The sequence below is a fragment of the Nitratidesulfovibrio sp. SRB-5 genome, from assembly GCF_019931275.1.
In the GTDB taxonomy this organism is placed as follows: Bacteria; Desulfobacterota; Desulfovibrionia; order Desulfovibrionales; family Desulfovibrionaceae; genus Cupidesulfovibrio.
Window position 1 is genome coordinate 1,472,060 of the sequence record NZ_JAIOTY010000002.1, and the last position, 14,163, is coordinate 1,486,222.

A 14,163-nucleotide genomic window follows, 5' to 3' on the forward strand; every position below is an offset into this window, starting at 1 on the left:
AAGCCTGCTACATGAAACCGGCGTACTCGTAGTAATGCTCTTTTTCTTCCGCCAGCAGGTAGATGACGCTCACGTCTTCCATGTCCACCAGATGGGCCTTGGGAAAGCGTTCCTTGGCGAACGCAAGGCGCTTCTGCGCAACGGCCAGTATTTCCTCGCGCTCGCCGAAGACCATGGTGCCGGTGGGGCAGGTCTTCACGCAGATGGGCTGCATGCCCGCGGAAACGCGGTCGAAGCACATGTCGCACTTGGTGATGCGCTTGGTCTTGGGGTCGATGCGGGGGATGTTGTACGGACAGGCCTCGGCAACCGCCTTGGCGTCGGCCGGGCTGAGCTTGGCCGACTTTTCGGTGGCCAGCACGGCGCCGGTCTTCTTGTCCTTGATCATGGCGCCGGGCACGGCCATGTCGGCCACGTCCACGCACACCGGGGTCACGCAGTGGCGGCACTGGTCGGGGAAGAAGTTCCAGACCACAACGCCTTCCTTGGTCAGCCGCTCGTTGAAGCGGACGATCTTGAGGTTGTTGGGGTTGAGGTCCGGCGGATTCTGGTGCGAACCGCGCTGCTTGGTCTCGTTGGCGGGCAGGTCGTGCCATTCCTTGCAGGCCAGCTGGCAGCCGCGACATGCCGTGCATCGGGTTGTATCAACTAAAAATGCCTTGGGCATCGTAGTGCTCCTTGGAGGGGGCGCGCCCCGCGGCGGGGCGCGCCCTGTTCCGGTTAGGCTATTTCGGTCAGCTTGTCGGCCTTGCGCAAGTTGACGAGACAGGCCTTGCTTTCGGGAATGGTGGTGTTCGGGTCGTACGCGCCGACGGTAAGGCGGTTGGTGGAGTCACCGCACTTGGGCGTGGTCCAGCCGTAGGCGAAAGGCATGCCCACGAGGTGCACCGTCTTGCCCAGGATGGTGAAGGGCCGGATGCGCACGGTGACCATGGCAATGGCCTCCACGCGCCCGCGCGCACTTTCCACGATCACGCCGTCGCCGTTGTTGATGCCCTTTTCCTTGGCCAGTTCGTGGCTCATCTCAATGTAGAGCTGAGGCTCGGTTTCCAGCAGGTTGGGCACGTTGCGCGTTTCGCCGCCGCCGCACCAGTGTTCCGTCAGGCTGTAGGTGGTGAGCACGTACGGGTAGTTGGGGTCGGCCGCCTTGGCCATCTGGTCCATGTCCGAGGTGTGGAACTTGTACACCGGGCTGGACAGCTGCTTGGAGAACGGGTGGCTGTCCAGCGGGGTTTCCGCGGGTTCGTAGTGCTCGGGGAAGGGACCGTCCACGCGGCCGGTGCCGTAGAACTGGGCCAGGCCGTCCTTGGTCATGATGAAGGGCAGCTTGCCCTTTTCCTTGTCGGCCATGGGCGGCCACGGGCCGTCGGGCACGTCGCCGATCCACTTGGAGCCGTCCCATTCGATGACGGCCTTCTTGGGGTTGAACGGCTTGCCGTTCACGTCCACCGAGGCGCGGTTGTACAGCACGCGGCGGTTCACCGGCCAACACCACGACCAGTTGGGGAACAGGCCGATGTTGGCCTGCATGGGCGTCTGGCTGGCGTCGCGCTTCTTGGACTTGTTGCCGGCTTCTTCGGTGAAGCTGCCCGCGTAGACCCAGTTCAGCGACGAGGTGGAACCGTCGTCCTTCAGCTGGGCAAAGGCGGGCACCAGCTGGCCGCGCTTGTATTCCTTGTCGCCGATCTTGGTATCTGCCCAGAAGAAGCCGTTGATGCGGCGGGTCCATTCCTCGGGGTCGTACTTTTCGGTCCAGTGCATCTTCAGCAGGGGCTCGGGCAGGATGCCGCCTTCCTTCCTGTACAGGTCGCGGATCTTGTTGATCAGCGGCACGAAGATGTCGGCGAAGTTGCGGGCCTGTCCGGCAGGCTCCACCGCCTTGTCGAACCACTGCAACCAGCGGCCGCTGTTGCTGATGGTGCCCGCCTTTTCGATGCGGTGGGCGGACGGCAGCAGGAACACCTCGGTCTTCTTGGTCTTGGGATCAACGCCGGGGCGTTTCCAGTTGTCCGTGGTTTCCGAGTTGTGCAGTTCGGAGCAGACCAGCCAGTCCAGCTTGTCCAGCGCCGCGCGCATCTTGTTGGTGTTGGAGAAGCTGTTCATCGGGTTGACCCCGAAGATGAACCCGCCCTTGATCTTGCCATGGTACATCTTGTCCATGACGTACATGTACGAGCAGTCTTCGCCGGGTTCGAGCTTCGGCAGGTATTCGTAGCAGAAGTCGTTTTCAGGCGTGGCCGCGTCGCCGTACCAGCCCTTCAGCAGGCTGGCCACGTACTTGGGACGGTTGCTCCACCAGTTGGCGCTGTTCTTCACCGTGGTGACCGGGGTGTTGGCCTTGTTGTAGTCGGCCAGGGTCTGCCAGGTGGACACGGGCAGGTTGTGGTAGCCCGGCAGCGAGCTGTACAGCAGGCCGTGGTCGGTGGAACCCTGCACGTTGGGTTCGCCGCGCAGGGCGTTGATGCCGCCGCCCGCGATGCCGATGTTGCCCAGCAGCAGCTGGATGAGCGACGAGGCGCGGATGTTCTGCACGCCCACGGTGTGCTGGGTCCAGCCCAGGGCGTACATGATGGTGCCCGCCTTGTCCGGCTTGCCGGTGGCGCAGAACGCATCGTACACGCGCAGCAGGTTTTCCTCGGACACGCCGGTGACGTCGGAGACGTTCTTCAGCGTGTAGCGCGAGTAGTGCTTCTTCATCAGGTTGAAGACGCAGCGCTCGTTCTTGAGGGTTTCGTCGATGACCGGGCCGCCGTCGGGACCCTTTTCGAAGGCCCACTTGGACTGGTCGTACTTGCGGGTCTTGGGGTCGTACCCGCTGAAGAGGCCGTCGTTGAACTCGTAGTCCTTGCCGACGACAAAGGCGAAGTTGGTGTAGTTGAAGACGTACTCCTTGAAAAAGAGTTCCTTTTCAAGGATGTAGTTGATCATGCCGCCCAGGAAGGGGATGTCCGTGCCCGAACGCAGGGGCACGTGGAAATCGCAGCGTGCCGAGGTGCGGGAGAACTTGGGGTCCACGTGCATGAGCACGGCGCCGTTTTCCTTGGCGCGCATGACCCACTTGAAGGCGACAGGATGGTGTTCCGCGGCATTGCTGCCGATAATAAGCACTGCATCGCTATTCTTGATATCGATCCAGTGGTTCGTCATAGCCCCGCGACCGAACGACTCTGCCAGAGCCGCAACAGTGGGACTGTGTCAGACCCGGGCCTGGTGGTCCATTTGGACCATACCCAGGCTTCGTATGGCTTGATGGATGACGGCGCATTCCTCGTTGGAGGCGTGCGAGGTACCCATCATGAAAAGCGAATCCACGCGGTTGACGGTCTGGCCCTTTTCGTTCTTGAGGACCATGTCCTTGTCGCGGGCGTCCTTAACGCGGCGCGCGATCTGGTTCAGGGTCCAGTCCCAGTCCTTCTCCACCCACTTGTCGCTGTGCGGAGCGCGGTACAGCGGCTTCGTCAGGCGATGCGGGTTGGTGTACATGGAGAAGAGGGCCGCGCCCTTGGCGCACAGCGCCCCTTCGTTCACCGGAAAGTCCGGGTCGCCTTCGGTCGAAACGAGCTTGCCGTTGCGCACGTAAGCGATGATCTGACAACAGACGGAACAGAAGGGGCAGACGCTGCCCACTTCCTTTGCGCCTTCGATCTTGAGCTTGCTGGCATACGCCTGCGCTTCAGCAAGATCGAACCCAAGCTGGCCGAGCGAGAGGCCGACAGCGCTCACGCTCATGAGCTTGAGAAAACTCCGCCGCGTAGTGTTCATGTTCCACTCCTTGTTAAAACCCCTCACAAGTCCGGAGGGTCGGTGGACCCTCCAAGCAGAATCCGCGAAACCGTGCGCGCGGTCGCGCGCGTCCCCCCGCAGATGGAGGGGATACGACACGATGCCGCCGGGCGTGCACGGGAATGGGCGCCGTCGCGGTTCCGCAGGTTGGCGGGGCGGTCAGGCGGGCCTGCTGGCGCCGCGAGACCGGTACGACCCTTGGTCCTGCCGGAGAAGATGGCCTGATGGCACCTTCGCATCGTATCTTTTGGGGGCACCTTAACAGGGTTTGTGGTGAAAACAAGAAAATATTAATAGAAAACAGTGAGTTAAACACAGCATATGCGCAGGCTTTGTCACAGCGTGGCACAGGCGCAGTGTGTCTTGTGGTTATTTACGGTTATTTTTGGTTTGTTGTGCGGTTTTGCATGGTGCCGCCTTCAAGTGCTGAAAATGCAGATGGTTGCGCGACCAACCCGGAGGATGGAGCGCGCAGTCGAGCATGCGGCGGGAGTTGGTGGTCGATCTGGTGGTCAGGTCTTGTGGTCGGAAGCTGGGACGGTGAACCTTACCATGCAAGAGCGCCCCGGGCGTGCATGGCGGACGGTGCCGCCAGCAGCGCGGGGCGCTGGAGTGGTGATGTTGCTCTGCGTGCTGGCCTTGTGTCGAGCGGTGCCGCATGCGCGAGCGGCCCGGACATGTGCCGCCGCTCGCGTGGGATCGGGCCGGTCGCGTGGGATCGGGCCGGTCACGTGGGATCGGGCTGGTCGCGTGGGATCGGGCCGGTCGCGTGGTTGCCGCGTCAGGCTGAGGTTTTTGCGCCAGGTTCCTTGCCTGATCCGCCTGTTCGGGCGGGCCGCGTGGTGTCGTCCACGCCGCCCGGCAAGAAGCCCTTTTCCTGCAACAGCATGTCCAGGTGGGCCATGCCCAGCGGCAGCACCGAGGGCACGTCGCTGCTGCGGTGGCGCAGGTCGGCCGCCAGAATGTACCGGCGGCAGGAGGCGCAGGCCTCGGCGCGCTCGTCCTCGAACCCCTGCACGTAGCGCAGGGTGATGTTGTCCGGCTTGTCCACCCCGCAGAAGGGGCAGGCGGTGCGCTGGTGGCGCCAGGTGTGGTCGCACAGCGCGCAGACCAGCCAGCGCTGGCCTCCTTCACCGCGCAGCACCCCCAGCTTGGGGGCCGTGCCGCATACCGGGCAGTGGCCGTGGGTCCAGCCTTCGGCATGCGGGGCAAGGGAGGGCGCCACGGCACGCTGCACCCGGCGGGCGGCGGCAGTGGCCAGCTGCATGGCTACGAAGCCAACGGCGTCGGGCGAAAGTCCGGCACTGCGTGCCCATTCCTGGGCGGCGGCGATGCGCCCGGTCAGCGCCCATGCCGCCAGTTGGCGGGGCAGGGGGGGCTGGCTGGCGTCTTGCGGCGTGTCCTGCTTCCCGTCCGACGTCCCTTCCTTTGTCGGGGCCAGTTGCATCAGTCGGGCCAGTTCGCGCACGTCGTTTGCCACGGCGGGCAGCCCGGCGGCGATGGCCGGGGCCAGCAGGGCCAGGGCATGGGCCAGGAAGGCGTCATCCAGCGCGGGGCCGTCGGGCAGTTCATCGGCGGGCAGCAGGGCGCGGCCCTGCGCGAAAAGATCGGGTTCCACCCGCACCGGAGGCACGGGGACCGCACCGACGGGGTCGGCCATCTCCGCCAGTTCCGCCTGGGCCACGCTGAGTGCGCGGAACGCGGCGATGAGCGGCGCGTGTTCTGGGTGGCGGGCCAGCAGGCGGTCGAGGGTTTCGGAGGTGGTGCCGGAGAGGGAGGGGGCAGCGTCGGGCATGGGCATGTCCTTGGTATGCTGGCTGTGGGGGATGGCTGCACGTGCGGCGGCGCGTGCACCCGCGTACCTGCGCCGTGGCGGCGCCATCTCGCAAGGTGGCTGTAGGCCACATGGGGCGCGGCGTCCACCGGGTATCGGGTGGCGCTGCGACTGGCCGGGGTCGGGATCGTGCCCGGCCCGCACAGGATTCATCTGGGCCCGCGCGGGGTCCGCGCAAGGTGCGGGCGGTACCACGCGGGCTGCCGCATGGTGGCAGGCGGAAACGCGTCCTGCCTGCCACCTTTTTTGCGGGGGTTACACGCCCGCCGCGTACTTGTGGTACTTCAGCGGGTCGTCCGTCACGATGAAGATGACGCGCACGTCGTCGGCGTTCAGCGCCTGGGCCTTGGGCCACGTCTTCTTCAGGATGTCCACGCGCCGTCTGGCTTCCGCGAGCATGGCGTCACGCTCGCCAAAGACCATGGCCCCGGTGGGGCACGAGAGCACGCAGGCGGGGGTAAGCCCGCTGGTGATGCGGTCGAAGCACATGGTGCACTTGCGCATCACCTTGGTGTCCGGGTCCTGCCGGGGGATGTTGAAGGGACACACGCTCAGCGACATCTCGAAGTCGCTCTGGCTGGTGCCCTCGGTGTACACCACCGCGCCGGTGGCGTCGTCGTGGATCATCTCGTCGCCTTTCGCGCCCGCCAGACACGGCGGGTTCATGCAGTGGCGGCACATGTCCGAGAAGAAGTGCCAGTAGGTCTTGCCTTCCTTGGTTCTGCCGTCCTCGAAGCGCACCACCTTGAAGGTCTGGTGGCTGAAGTCCGGCGGGTTCTGGTAGGTGCCGGTCTGCTTGGTCCTGGTGCCGGGCAGGCCGTTCCATTGCTTGCAGGCCACCTGGCAACCCCGGCAGCCGGTGCAGCGGGAAACGTCGACGAGTATGGACTTTCCGTCAGCCATGACTCACCCCCTATACCTTGACCACGTTGACCATGAACGCCTTGTATTCCGGCGTCATGGAGTTGGCGTCGCCCACCGTGGGAGTGAGCAGGTTGGCACTGTCGCCGTTGTCGGCGGGGAAGCGCCAGCCGTAGTTGTAAGGCATGCCCACCTGATGCAGCGTCTTGCCGTTGACCAGGAAGGGACGGAAGCGCGGCGTGACCATGGCCACGCACTCCAGCTTGCCGCGTGCCGATTCCACGCGCACCTTGTCGCCGTTCTTGATGCCCTTTTCCTTGGCCAGTTCCTCGCTCATTTCCACGTACGCCTGGGGCATGGCCTCGGTAAGCCACGATTGCCAGCGGGTGAAGGCGCCGGTGCACCAGTGCTCGGTGGACGAGTAGGTGGTCATGACGATGGGGAAGCGCGCGTCGGCGCTGGCCACCATGTCCTTGTCGCTCTTGTACAGCAGGATGGCGGGGTTGTTCTGCTGCGGTGACATCAGGTTCTTGGCCAGCGGGCTTTCCAGCGGTTCGTAGTGTTCCGGGAAGGGGCCGTCGCCAAGACCCGGCCCGAACAGGGAGCTGACCCCGTCGGGCTTCATGATGAACGGCAGCTTGCCGCCTTCCGCCGCCAGCGGCGGCGGGGCGCCATCGGGCACGTCGCCCACCCACTTGCCGTCCTTCCATTCCAGCACGGCGCGCTTGGGGTTGTAGGGCTTTCCGCTGGGGTCGCACGAGGCGCGGTTGTACAGCACCCGGCGGTTCACCGGCCAGGCGAACGACCATTCCGGGTACAGGCCAAGGCCCGTGGGGTCTGCCTTGCCGCGCCGCTGCATCAGGTTCTTGCCATCCTGGGCAAAGCTGCCCGCGCAGATCCAGTTGCCCGACGAGGTGCTTCCGTCGGCCTGCAACAGGGCGAACGAGGGCACGCAGTCTCCCTTCTTGTACTGCTTGCCGCCGATTTCCACGTCGGCCAGGAAGTAGCCGTTGATGAGCTTGGCCACCTTCTCCGCGTCGTAGCCGCCCTTATCGGCCAGACCGTCGGAGGTCATGTTCAGGATGGGGTCGGGGAAGGTTCCGCCTTCCTTTTTGTACAGTTCCTTGAGCTTGTTCTGGATGCGGATGATGGCTTCACCCGCGTAGATGCAGTCGCCGGGGGCCTTGGTGGCCTCGTAGCGCCACTGTATCCAGCGGCCGCTGTTGGTCTGGCTGCCAGCCTTTTCGACGGAGGCAGAGGCGGGCAGCAGGAAGACCTCGGTTTTCACCTTGGCGGGGTCCATGCCCGGTCCCTTCCAGAATGACGCCGTCTCGTTGTCGAAGATGTTCAGGTGCACCATCCAGTCCAGCTTGGCGAAGGCGGCGCGCACCTTGTTCGAGTTGGGGATGCTGCACGCGGGGTTCTGCCCGAACACGGTCATGCCCTTGATCTTGCCCGCGTACATCACGTCGAACAGGGTCATGACCGAGTAGTCCTTGCCGTCGTCGGCCTTGGGCACCCAGGCGTAGCCGAACTCGTTGTCCTTGGTGGCGGCATCGCCATACCATGACTTCAGCAGGCTTATCGCGTACTTGCCGTAGTTGGACTGCCAGTTGACGGATTTGGCTTCCGTGGTCGAGGGGGTAAGCTTCTTGACGTACGATTCCAGCGTCTGCTGCGAGGTGCGCGGGGCCGAAAGATAGCCCGGCAGGTAGTGGTACAGCAGGGCGTGGTCCGTGGACCCCTGCACGTTGGGTTCGCCGCGCAGCGCGTTGACGCCGCCGCCGCACACCCCGATGTTGCCCAGCAGCAACTGGACGATGGCCAGGGCGCGGATGTTCTGCACCCCCACGGTGTGGTGGGTCTGCCCCAGGGCATACATGACGGTGCCCGCGCGGTCCTTGGTGCCGGTGGACGAGAACATCTCGTACACGGTCTTCAGGTCCTTTTCGGGCGTGCCGGTGATGGAAGAGACCTTCTTCAGGTCGTAGCGGGCGTAGTGCGCCTTCAGCAACTGGTAGACGCAACGCGGGTTCTTCAGCGTCTCGTCGCGCAGGATGATGCCACTGGCATCCTTCTGGTAGGACCAGGTGGCCTTGTCGTAGCCGCGCTTATCCGCGTCGTAGCCGGTGAACAGCCCGTCCTTGAAGCCGAACTTGCCGTCCACCAGGAACGGGGCGTTGGTGTAGTTGACCACGTAATCGTGGAATATCTTGTTGTTGTCGATGATGTACTTGATCATCCCGCCAAGGAAGGCGATGTCCGTGCCCGAGCGCAGGGGGGCGTAGAAATCGGCCTTGGACGAGGTGCGCGTGAAGCGCGGGTCCACGTGGATCAGCTTGGCGCCCCTTTCCTTGGCGCGCATCACCCACTTGAAGGATATGGGGTGGTTTTCGGCAGCGTTGCTGCCCTGAATGAGAATGCAATCACTGTGCTGGATGTCGATCCAGTGATTGGTCATCGCGCCGCGTCCGAACGACTCTGCCAGAGCCGGTACGGTGGGGCCGTGTCAGACCCGGGCCTGGTGGTCTATGTACACCAGGCCGAGAGACCGCGCCCAGGCGGTGATGCTCCAGCATTCCTCGTTGTCAAGGTTGGAACTGCCCATGTGGGCAAGGGTTTCCAGCCGGTTGACCACCTGTCCCGCCGCGTTCTGGGTGATGAAGGATTTGTCGCGCTCTTCCTTCATCAGCCGCGCGATGCGGTCGATGGCCCAGTCCCAGCTCTTTTCTTCCCACTTGTCCGAGTTGGGGGCGCGGTACATCACCTTGGTCAGGCGGTGTTCGTTGGCCTCGGTGGTCTGGAACATGCCCGCACCCTTGGCGCACAGCGAACCTTCGCTCACCGGGTGCTCGGGATCGCCCTCGATGTTGATGATCTTGCCGGTCTTCTCGTCGGTGGCGCAGATCAGGCCGCACCCCACCGAACAGTAGCAGCACACAGACGTGGTCTGCCTGGCGCTTTTCAGGCGGTCGATCTTCTTGATCTCGTCCGCCCACGCCTCGATGGGCACGAGATCGACGCCCAGCCCGCACAGAGCGACACCCGCCCCAAGCACACAGGACATCTTCAGGAATTGTCGTCTTCGCATTCCGGCAACCTCCTTGGATCAAGCTGCGCGGTCCGGCCCCGTCGCGCCGGTTCGCACCCCTGCCGGAGGGGGCTGGCTGCGGCGGACCATGCGCCGTGTCCGCATGGTGAGTTTGGGCCAAGCGTAGCAGGTCTGTGAAGGGTGGTAATGATAAGTTCAATAAAATCAGCGGTTAGGCATAGCATATGCATTCGTTTTGGCACCACTCGCGCGTTATGTATGTTGCTTTTAGTTTGTTATGGTTGGTTTTGCGCCAATAATAGCCGTGTTGAGGTATTATTGGTTATCGAGTGTCGTAATATTGTGCCATTCCAACCGGCAATGATGATTCTTTTTGTGGTGAACGAGCGTTTACGTCAGGATGATGTGTACATACTCCGAGGTGTTAGCCGTGGTTTGAGTGCGCACTCACTACAACATCCCGTCATGTTTGAATTAACACGCGTTGTGCGTTGACCGTGACATGTCAGGGCTGATACATATGCACACTAGGAGTGCCTGCATACCCAGTCCGGCCATGCCCTTCTCTTTGCGTCCGAGGGGGCTCCACACACGACTGCGGCAACGCCGGAATGCTGCCTGTCCCTTCACGGGAGCAGAAGCACATGCAAGGTCACGAGCACGGTCTTTCGATTGTCCCGGTCCACGAAGCCGTGGGCATGATGCTGTGTCACGACATGACGCGCATCATCCCCGGCGTTGAAAAGGGGCCGGGGTTCCGCAAGGGGCACATCATCGCCCCAGGGGACATCCCCCTCCTTCTGCAAATGGGGAAGGAGCACGTCTACGCCCTGCGCCTTGGCGCGGGCCAACTGCATGAAGACGATGCCGCCATGCGTCTGGCGCGCCTTGTCGGCGGTGCGGGTGTGGCCCCGGAAGCCAGGTGCGAGGGGCGGGTCAACCTTGTCGCCGAACACGACGGGCTGTTGCGCGTCGATGTTCCCGCCCTTGGCCGTCTGAACGGCCTGGGCGAACTTGCCGTGTCCACGCTGCACGGCCTGTGCGCGGTGCGCGCGGGCCAGATGGTGGCGGGCATGCGCGTCATCCCCCTCATTGTCCACGAACAACTGCTGCACGAAGCGGAACACGCCCTTGCGGGTGCGCCCGTGGTTTCCGTGCTGCCCTTTCGCCGTGCCCGCGTGGGCATGGTGACCACCGGCAGCGAGGTGTTCCACGGTCGCATCCAGGACAAGTTCGGCCCCGTGGTGCGCCGCAAGTTTGCCGAACTCGGCAGCGAGGTGGTGCGCCAGGTGCTGGTGGCCGACGACCGTGACGCCACGGCCCGGGCCATCCGCGAACTGGTGGACGAGGGGGCGGACATGGTCGTCGTCACCGGCGGCATGTCCGTGGACCCCGACGACCAGACCCCGGCGGGCATCAGGGCCGCCGGGGCGCGCGTCGTCGCATACGGGGCCCCGGTGCTGCCGGGCTCCATGTTCATGCTGGCGTATCTCGGCGAGGTGCCCGTCATGGGCCTTCCCGGGTGTGTCATGTATCACCGGGCGTCGATCTTCGACCTCGTGGCGCCCCGGCTGCTGGCCGGGCTTGCCGTCACGCGGGAGGACATCATCGCGCTCGGTCATGGCGGCCTGTGCCTCGGCTGCCAGGAATGCCGGTATCCCGCCTGCCCGTTCGGCAAGGGCGCGTAGCCCCGCCGGACCGGCAGCACGGGAGGGGCGGCGGCCAGCCGCCCATGCAGGGAAGGGCGAATCACTCGCCCGCGACGGAAAGGGCGGCATGCCCGCCCGCGCAACATGCAACGGACAGATCCACGGAGGCCAGGCTCATGATCAACAAGCATTTCATCGTCAACGGCATACCCCGCAACCTTGTCGTCGATCCGGAAGCGACGCTGGCGGACGTGCTGCGCGGACAGTTGCTGCTCACCGGCGTCAAGGTGGGCTGCGGCGAAGGCCAGTGCGGCGCGTGCAGTGTCATCCTTGACGGCAAGGTGGTCCGCTCGTGCGCGTACAAGATGCGCCGCCTGCCCGACGGGGCCTCGGTGACCACCATCGAAGGCGTGGGCAGCCCCGACTGCCTGCACCCGCTGCAACTGGCGTGGACGGCCCACGGCGGCGCGCAGTGCGGCTTCTGCACGCCGGGCTTCATCGTTTCGGCCAGGCAGTTGCTGGAAGAAAACAAGAACCCCAGCCGCGACGACGTGCGCGACTGGTTCCAGAAGCACCGCAACGTCTGCCGCTGCACCGGCTACAAGCCTCTGGTCGATGCGGTCATGGACGCCGCCAAGGTGCTGCGCGGCGAGATGAGTGCCGACGACCTCTGCTTCAAGATTCCCGCCGATGGCCGCATCTGGGGATCGAAGTACCCCCGCCCCTCCGCCATTGCCAAGGTAACGGGCACCTGCGACTACGGTGCGGACCTTGGCCTGAAGATGCCCTCCGATGCGCTGCACCTTGCGTTGGTGCAGGCGGAAGTGTCGCACGCGAAAATCCTGTCCATCGACACCTCCGAAGCGATGAAGATGCCCGGCGTGCACAGCGTGCTCACCCACAAGGACGTCAAGGGCAAGAACCGCATCACCGGCCTGATCACCTTCCCCTCCAACAAGGGCGACGGCTGGGACCGGCCCATCCTGTGCGACGAGAAGGTGTTCCAGTACGGTGACGCCCTGGCTATCGTGTGCGCCGACAGCGAAAAGCACGCCCGCGCCGCCGCCGAAAAGGTGAAGGTGCAGCTGGAAGAACTGCCCGCCTACATGAGCGCCCCGGCGGCCATGGCTGAAGACGCCATGGAAATCCATCCCGGCACGCCCAACGTGTACTTCATCCAGAACATCGCCAAGGGCGCGGACACCAAGCCCGTCTTCGACGGGGCCGACGTGGTGGTGGAAGGCGACTACTACGTGGGCCGCCAGCCGCACCTGCCCATCGAGCCGGACGTGGGCTTTGCCTACACCGACGGCGAAGGGCGCCTGGTCATCCACTCCAAGTCCATCGGCCTGCACCTGCACCTGTACATGATCGCCCCCGGCCTTGGCATCGAGCCTGAAAAGATCGTCATGGTGCAGAACCCGGCGGGCGGCACCTTCGGCTACAAGTTCAGCCCCACCATGGAAGCCCTGGTGGGCGTGGCGGCCATGGCCACCGGGCGTCCGGTGCACCTGCGCTACAACTACCGCCAGCAGCAGAACTACACCGGCAAGCGTTCGCCGTTCTTCTTCAACGTGCGCTACGCCGCCGACAAGACCGGCAAGATCAAGGCCATGGAAACCGACTGGACCGTGGACCACGGCCCTTACTCCGAGTTCGGCGACCTTTTGACCCTGCGCGGCGCGCAGTTCGCCGGGGCGGGCTACGGCATCGAGAGCATCCGGGGCCAGGGCCGCACGGTGTGCACCAACCACGCCTGGGGTTCGGCCTTCCGCGGCTACGGCGCGCCGGAAAGCGAGTTCCCGTCCGAAGTGCTGATGGACGAACTGGCCGAAAAGCTGGGCATGGACCCGCTGGAACTGCGCTACATCAACGTGTACCGCAAGGGCGACACCAACCCCACCGGGCAGGATCCGGAAGTGTACAGCCTGCCGGAAATGATCGACATCCTGCGGCCCAAGTACAAGGCGGCGCTGGATGCGGCCAAGGCAGGTTCCACGGCGGCGGTCAAGAAGGGCGTGGGCGTTGCCGTGGGCGTGTACGGCTGCGGCCTTGACGGGCCGGACACCTCGGAATGCGATGCCGAACTGAACCCCGACGGCACCGTGACCATCTACAACTGCTGGGAAGACCACGGCCAGGGCGCGGACATGGGCACCCTGGGCACCGCCCACGAGGCGCTGCGTCCGCTGGGCATCGCCCCGCAGAACATCCGCCTGGTGCTCAACGACACCAGCAAGGCTCCCAACAGCGGCCCGGCGGGCGGCAGCCGGTCGCAGTACGTCACCGGCAACGCCGTGCGCGTGGCCTGCGAAAACCTGGTGGAAGCCATGCGCAAGCCCGGCGGCTTCCGCACCTACCAGGAAATGGTGGATGAAAAGATCGCCACCAAGCATCGCGGCGCCTGGACGGCGGCGGGCACCCACTGCGACGAAAACGCGCAGGGCAAGCCCTTCACCGCGTACATGTACGGCGTGTTCATGGCCGAAGTGACCGTGGAGGTCGCCACCGGCAAGACCACCGTGGACAAGCTGACCATGGTGGCCGACATCGGCAAGATCAACAACAAGCTGCTGGTTGACGGCCAGCTGTACGGCGGGTTGGCCCAGGGCATCGGCCTGGCCCTGTCCGAAGACTACGAAGACCTCAAGAAGCACGCCACCATGGCGGGCGCGGGCGTTCCGTACATCAAGGACATTCCCGACAACATCGAACTGATCTACGTGGAAACCCCGCGCGGCGACGGCCCGTTCGGCGCGTCGGGCGTGGGCGAACTGCCGCTCACCGTGCCGCATGCGGCCATCATCAACGGCATCCACAAGGCGTGCGGCGTGCGCATCCGTCACCTGCCCGCCCTGCCGGAAAAGGTGCTGGCGGGCCTGAAGGGCGCGTAAGACGCAAGGAAAACGGCCCCGGGGTGGACGCGCTCCGCCCCGGGGCATCATTTTCGGGGCCGTGCGGATGCCGCACGGTCCGCACGTGAG

Annotated in this window: 7 protein-coding genes; 2 read left to right on the top strand and 5 right to left on the bottom strand. The window is 64.5% G+C overall.

Translation table 11 applies throughout. The annotated features are described in order from the left end of the window. Positions 1-7: 7 nt before the first annotated feature. The 5 genes from K6142_RS13450 to fdnG (K6142_RS13470) all read right to left on the bottom strand — a co-directional run bounded on the left by K6142_RS13450 (position 8) and on the right by fdnG (K6142_RS13470) (position 9,569). Complete coding sequence (locus K6142_RS13450) at positions 8-667, bottom strand: 4Fe-4S dicluster domain-containing protein (protein ID WP_190243541.1); 660 nt, start codon at positions 665-667, stop codon at positions 8-10. A gap of 53 nt (positions 668-720) precedes the next feature. After that, complete coding sequence (gene fdnG / locus K6142_RS13455) at positions 721-3,762, bottom strand: formate dehydrogenase-N subunit alpha (protein WP_190243540.1); 3,042 nt, start codon at positions 3,760-3,762, stop codon at positions 721-723. Positions 3,763-4,564: 802 nt separating this feature from the next. Further along, entirely contained in the window at positions 4,565-5,578 is a 1,014-nt protein-coding gene (locus tag K6142_RS13460; protein ID WP_190243539.1) for a formate dehydrogenase accessory protein FdhE, read from the bottom strand. A gap of 294 nt (positions 5,579-5,872) precedes the next feature. Beyond that, the gene (locus K6142_RS13465) at positions 5,873-6,520 is read right to left on the bottom strand and encodes a 4Fe-4S dicluster domain-containing protein (RefSeq protein WP_190243538.1); all 648 of its coding nucleotides are present in this window, start codon (positions 6,518-6,520) and stop codon (positions 5,873-5,875) included. A gap of 10 nt (positions 6,521-6,530) precedes the next feature. Next, positions 6,531-9,569 carry a formate dehydrogenase-N subunit alpha gene (gene fdnG, locus K6142_RS13470; protein WP_190243537.1) on the bottom strand — a complete coding sequence of 1,013 codons (3,039 nt, stop codon included), beginning with the start codon at positions 9,567-9,569 and terminating at the stop codon, positions 6,531-6,533. 605 nt (positions 9,570-10,174) lie between these two features. On the opposite strand from fdnG (K6142_RS13470), the gene K6142_RS13475 reads away from it, so the two are divergent. Both K6142_RS13475 and K6142_RS13480 read left to right on the top strand, forming a co-directional pair. Beyond that, positions 10,175-11,218, top strand: coding sequence for a molybdopterin-binding protein (locus K6142_RS13475; protein WP_190243536.1), 1,044 nt, complete (start codon positions 10,175-10,177; stop codon positions 11,216-11,218). A gap of 137 nt (positions 11,219-11,355) precedes the next feature. After that, positions 11,356-14,073: a molybdopterin-dependent aldehyde oxidoreductase gene (locus tag K6142_RS13480; protein WP_190243535.1), complete on the top strand. Its 2,718-nt coding sequence runs from the start codon at positions 11,356-11,358 to the stop codon at positions 14,071-14,073. The last annotated feature ends 90 nt before the right edge of the window (positions 14,074-14,163 follow it).

Coding starts and splice junctions, on each gene's coding strand:
- K6142_RS13465 (WP_190243538.1), bottom strand. CDS start 6,520: ATGGCTGACGGAAAGTCCATACTCGTCGACGTTTCCCGCTGCACCGGC.
- K6142_RS13475 (WP_190243536.1), top strand. CDS start 10,175: ATGCAAGGTCACGAGCACGGTCTTTCGATTGTCCCGGTCCACGAAGCC.
- K6142_RS13460 (WP_190243539.1), bottom strand. CDS start 5,578: ATGCCCGACGCTGCCCCCTCCCTCTCCGGCACCACCTCCGAAACCCTC.
- K6142_RS13450 (WP_190243541.1), bottom strand. CDS start 667: ATGCCCAAGGCATTTTTAGTTGATACAACCCGATGCACGGCATGTCGC.
- K6142_RS13480 (WP_190243535.1), top strand. CDS start 11,356: ATGATCAACAAGCATTTCATCGTCAACGGCATACCCCGCAACCTTGTC.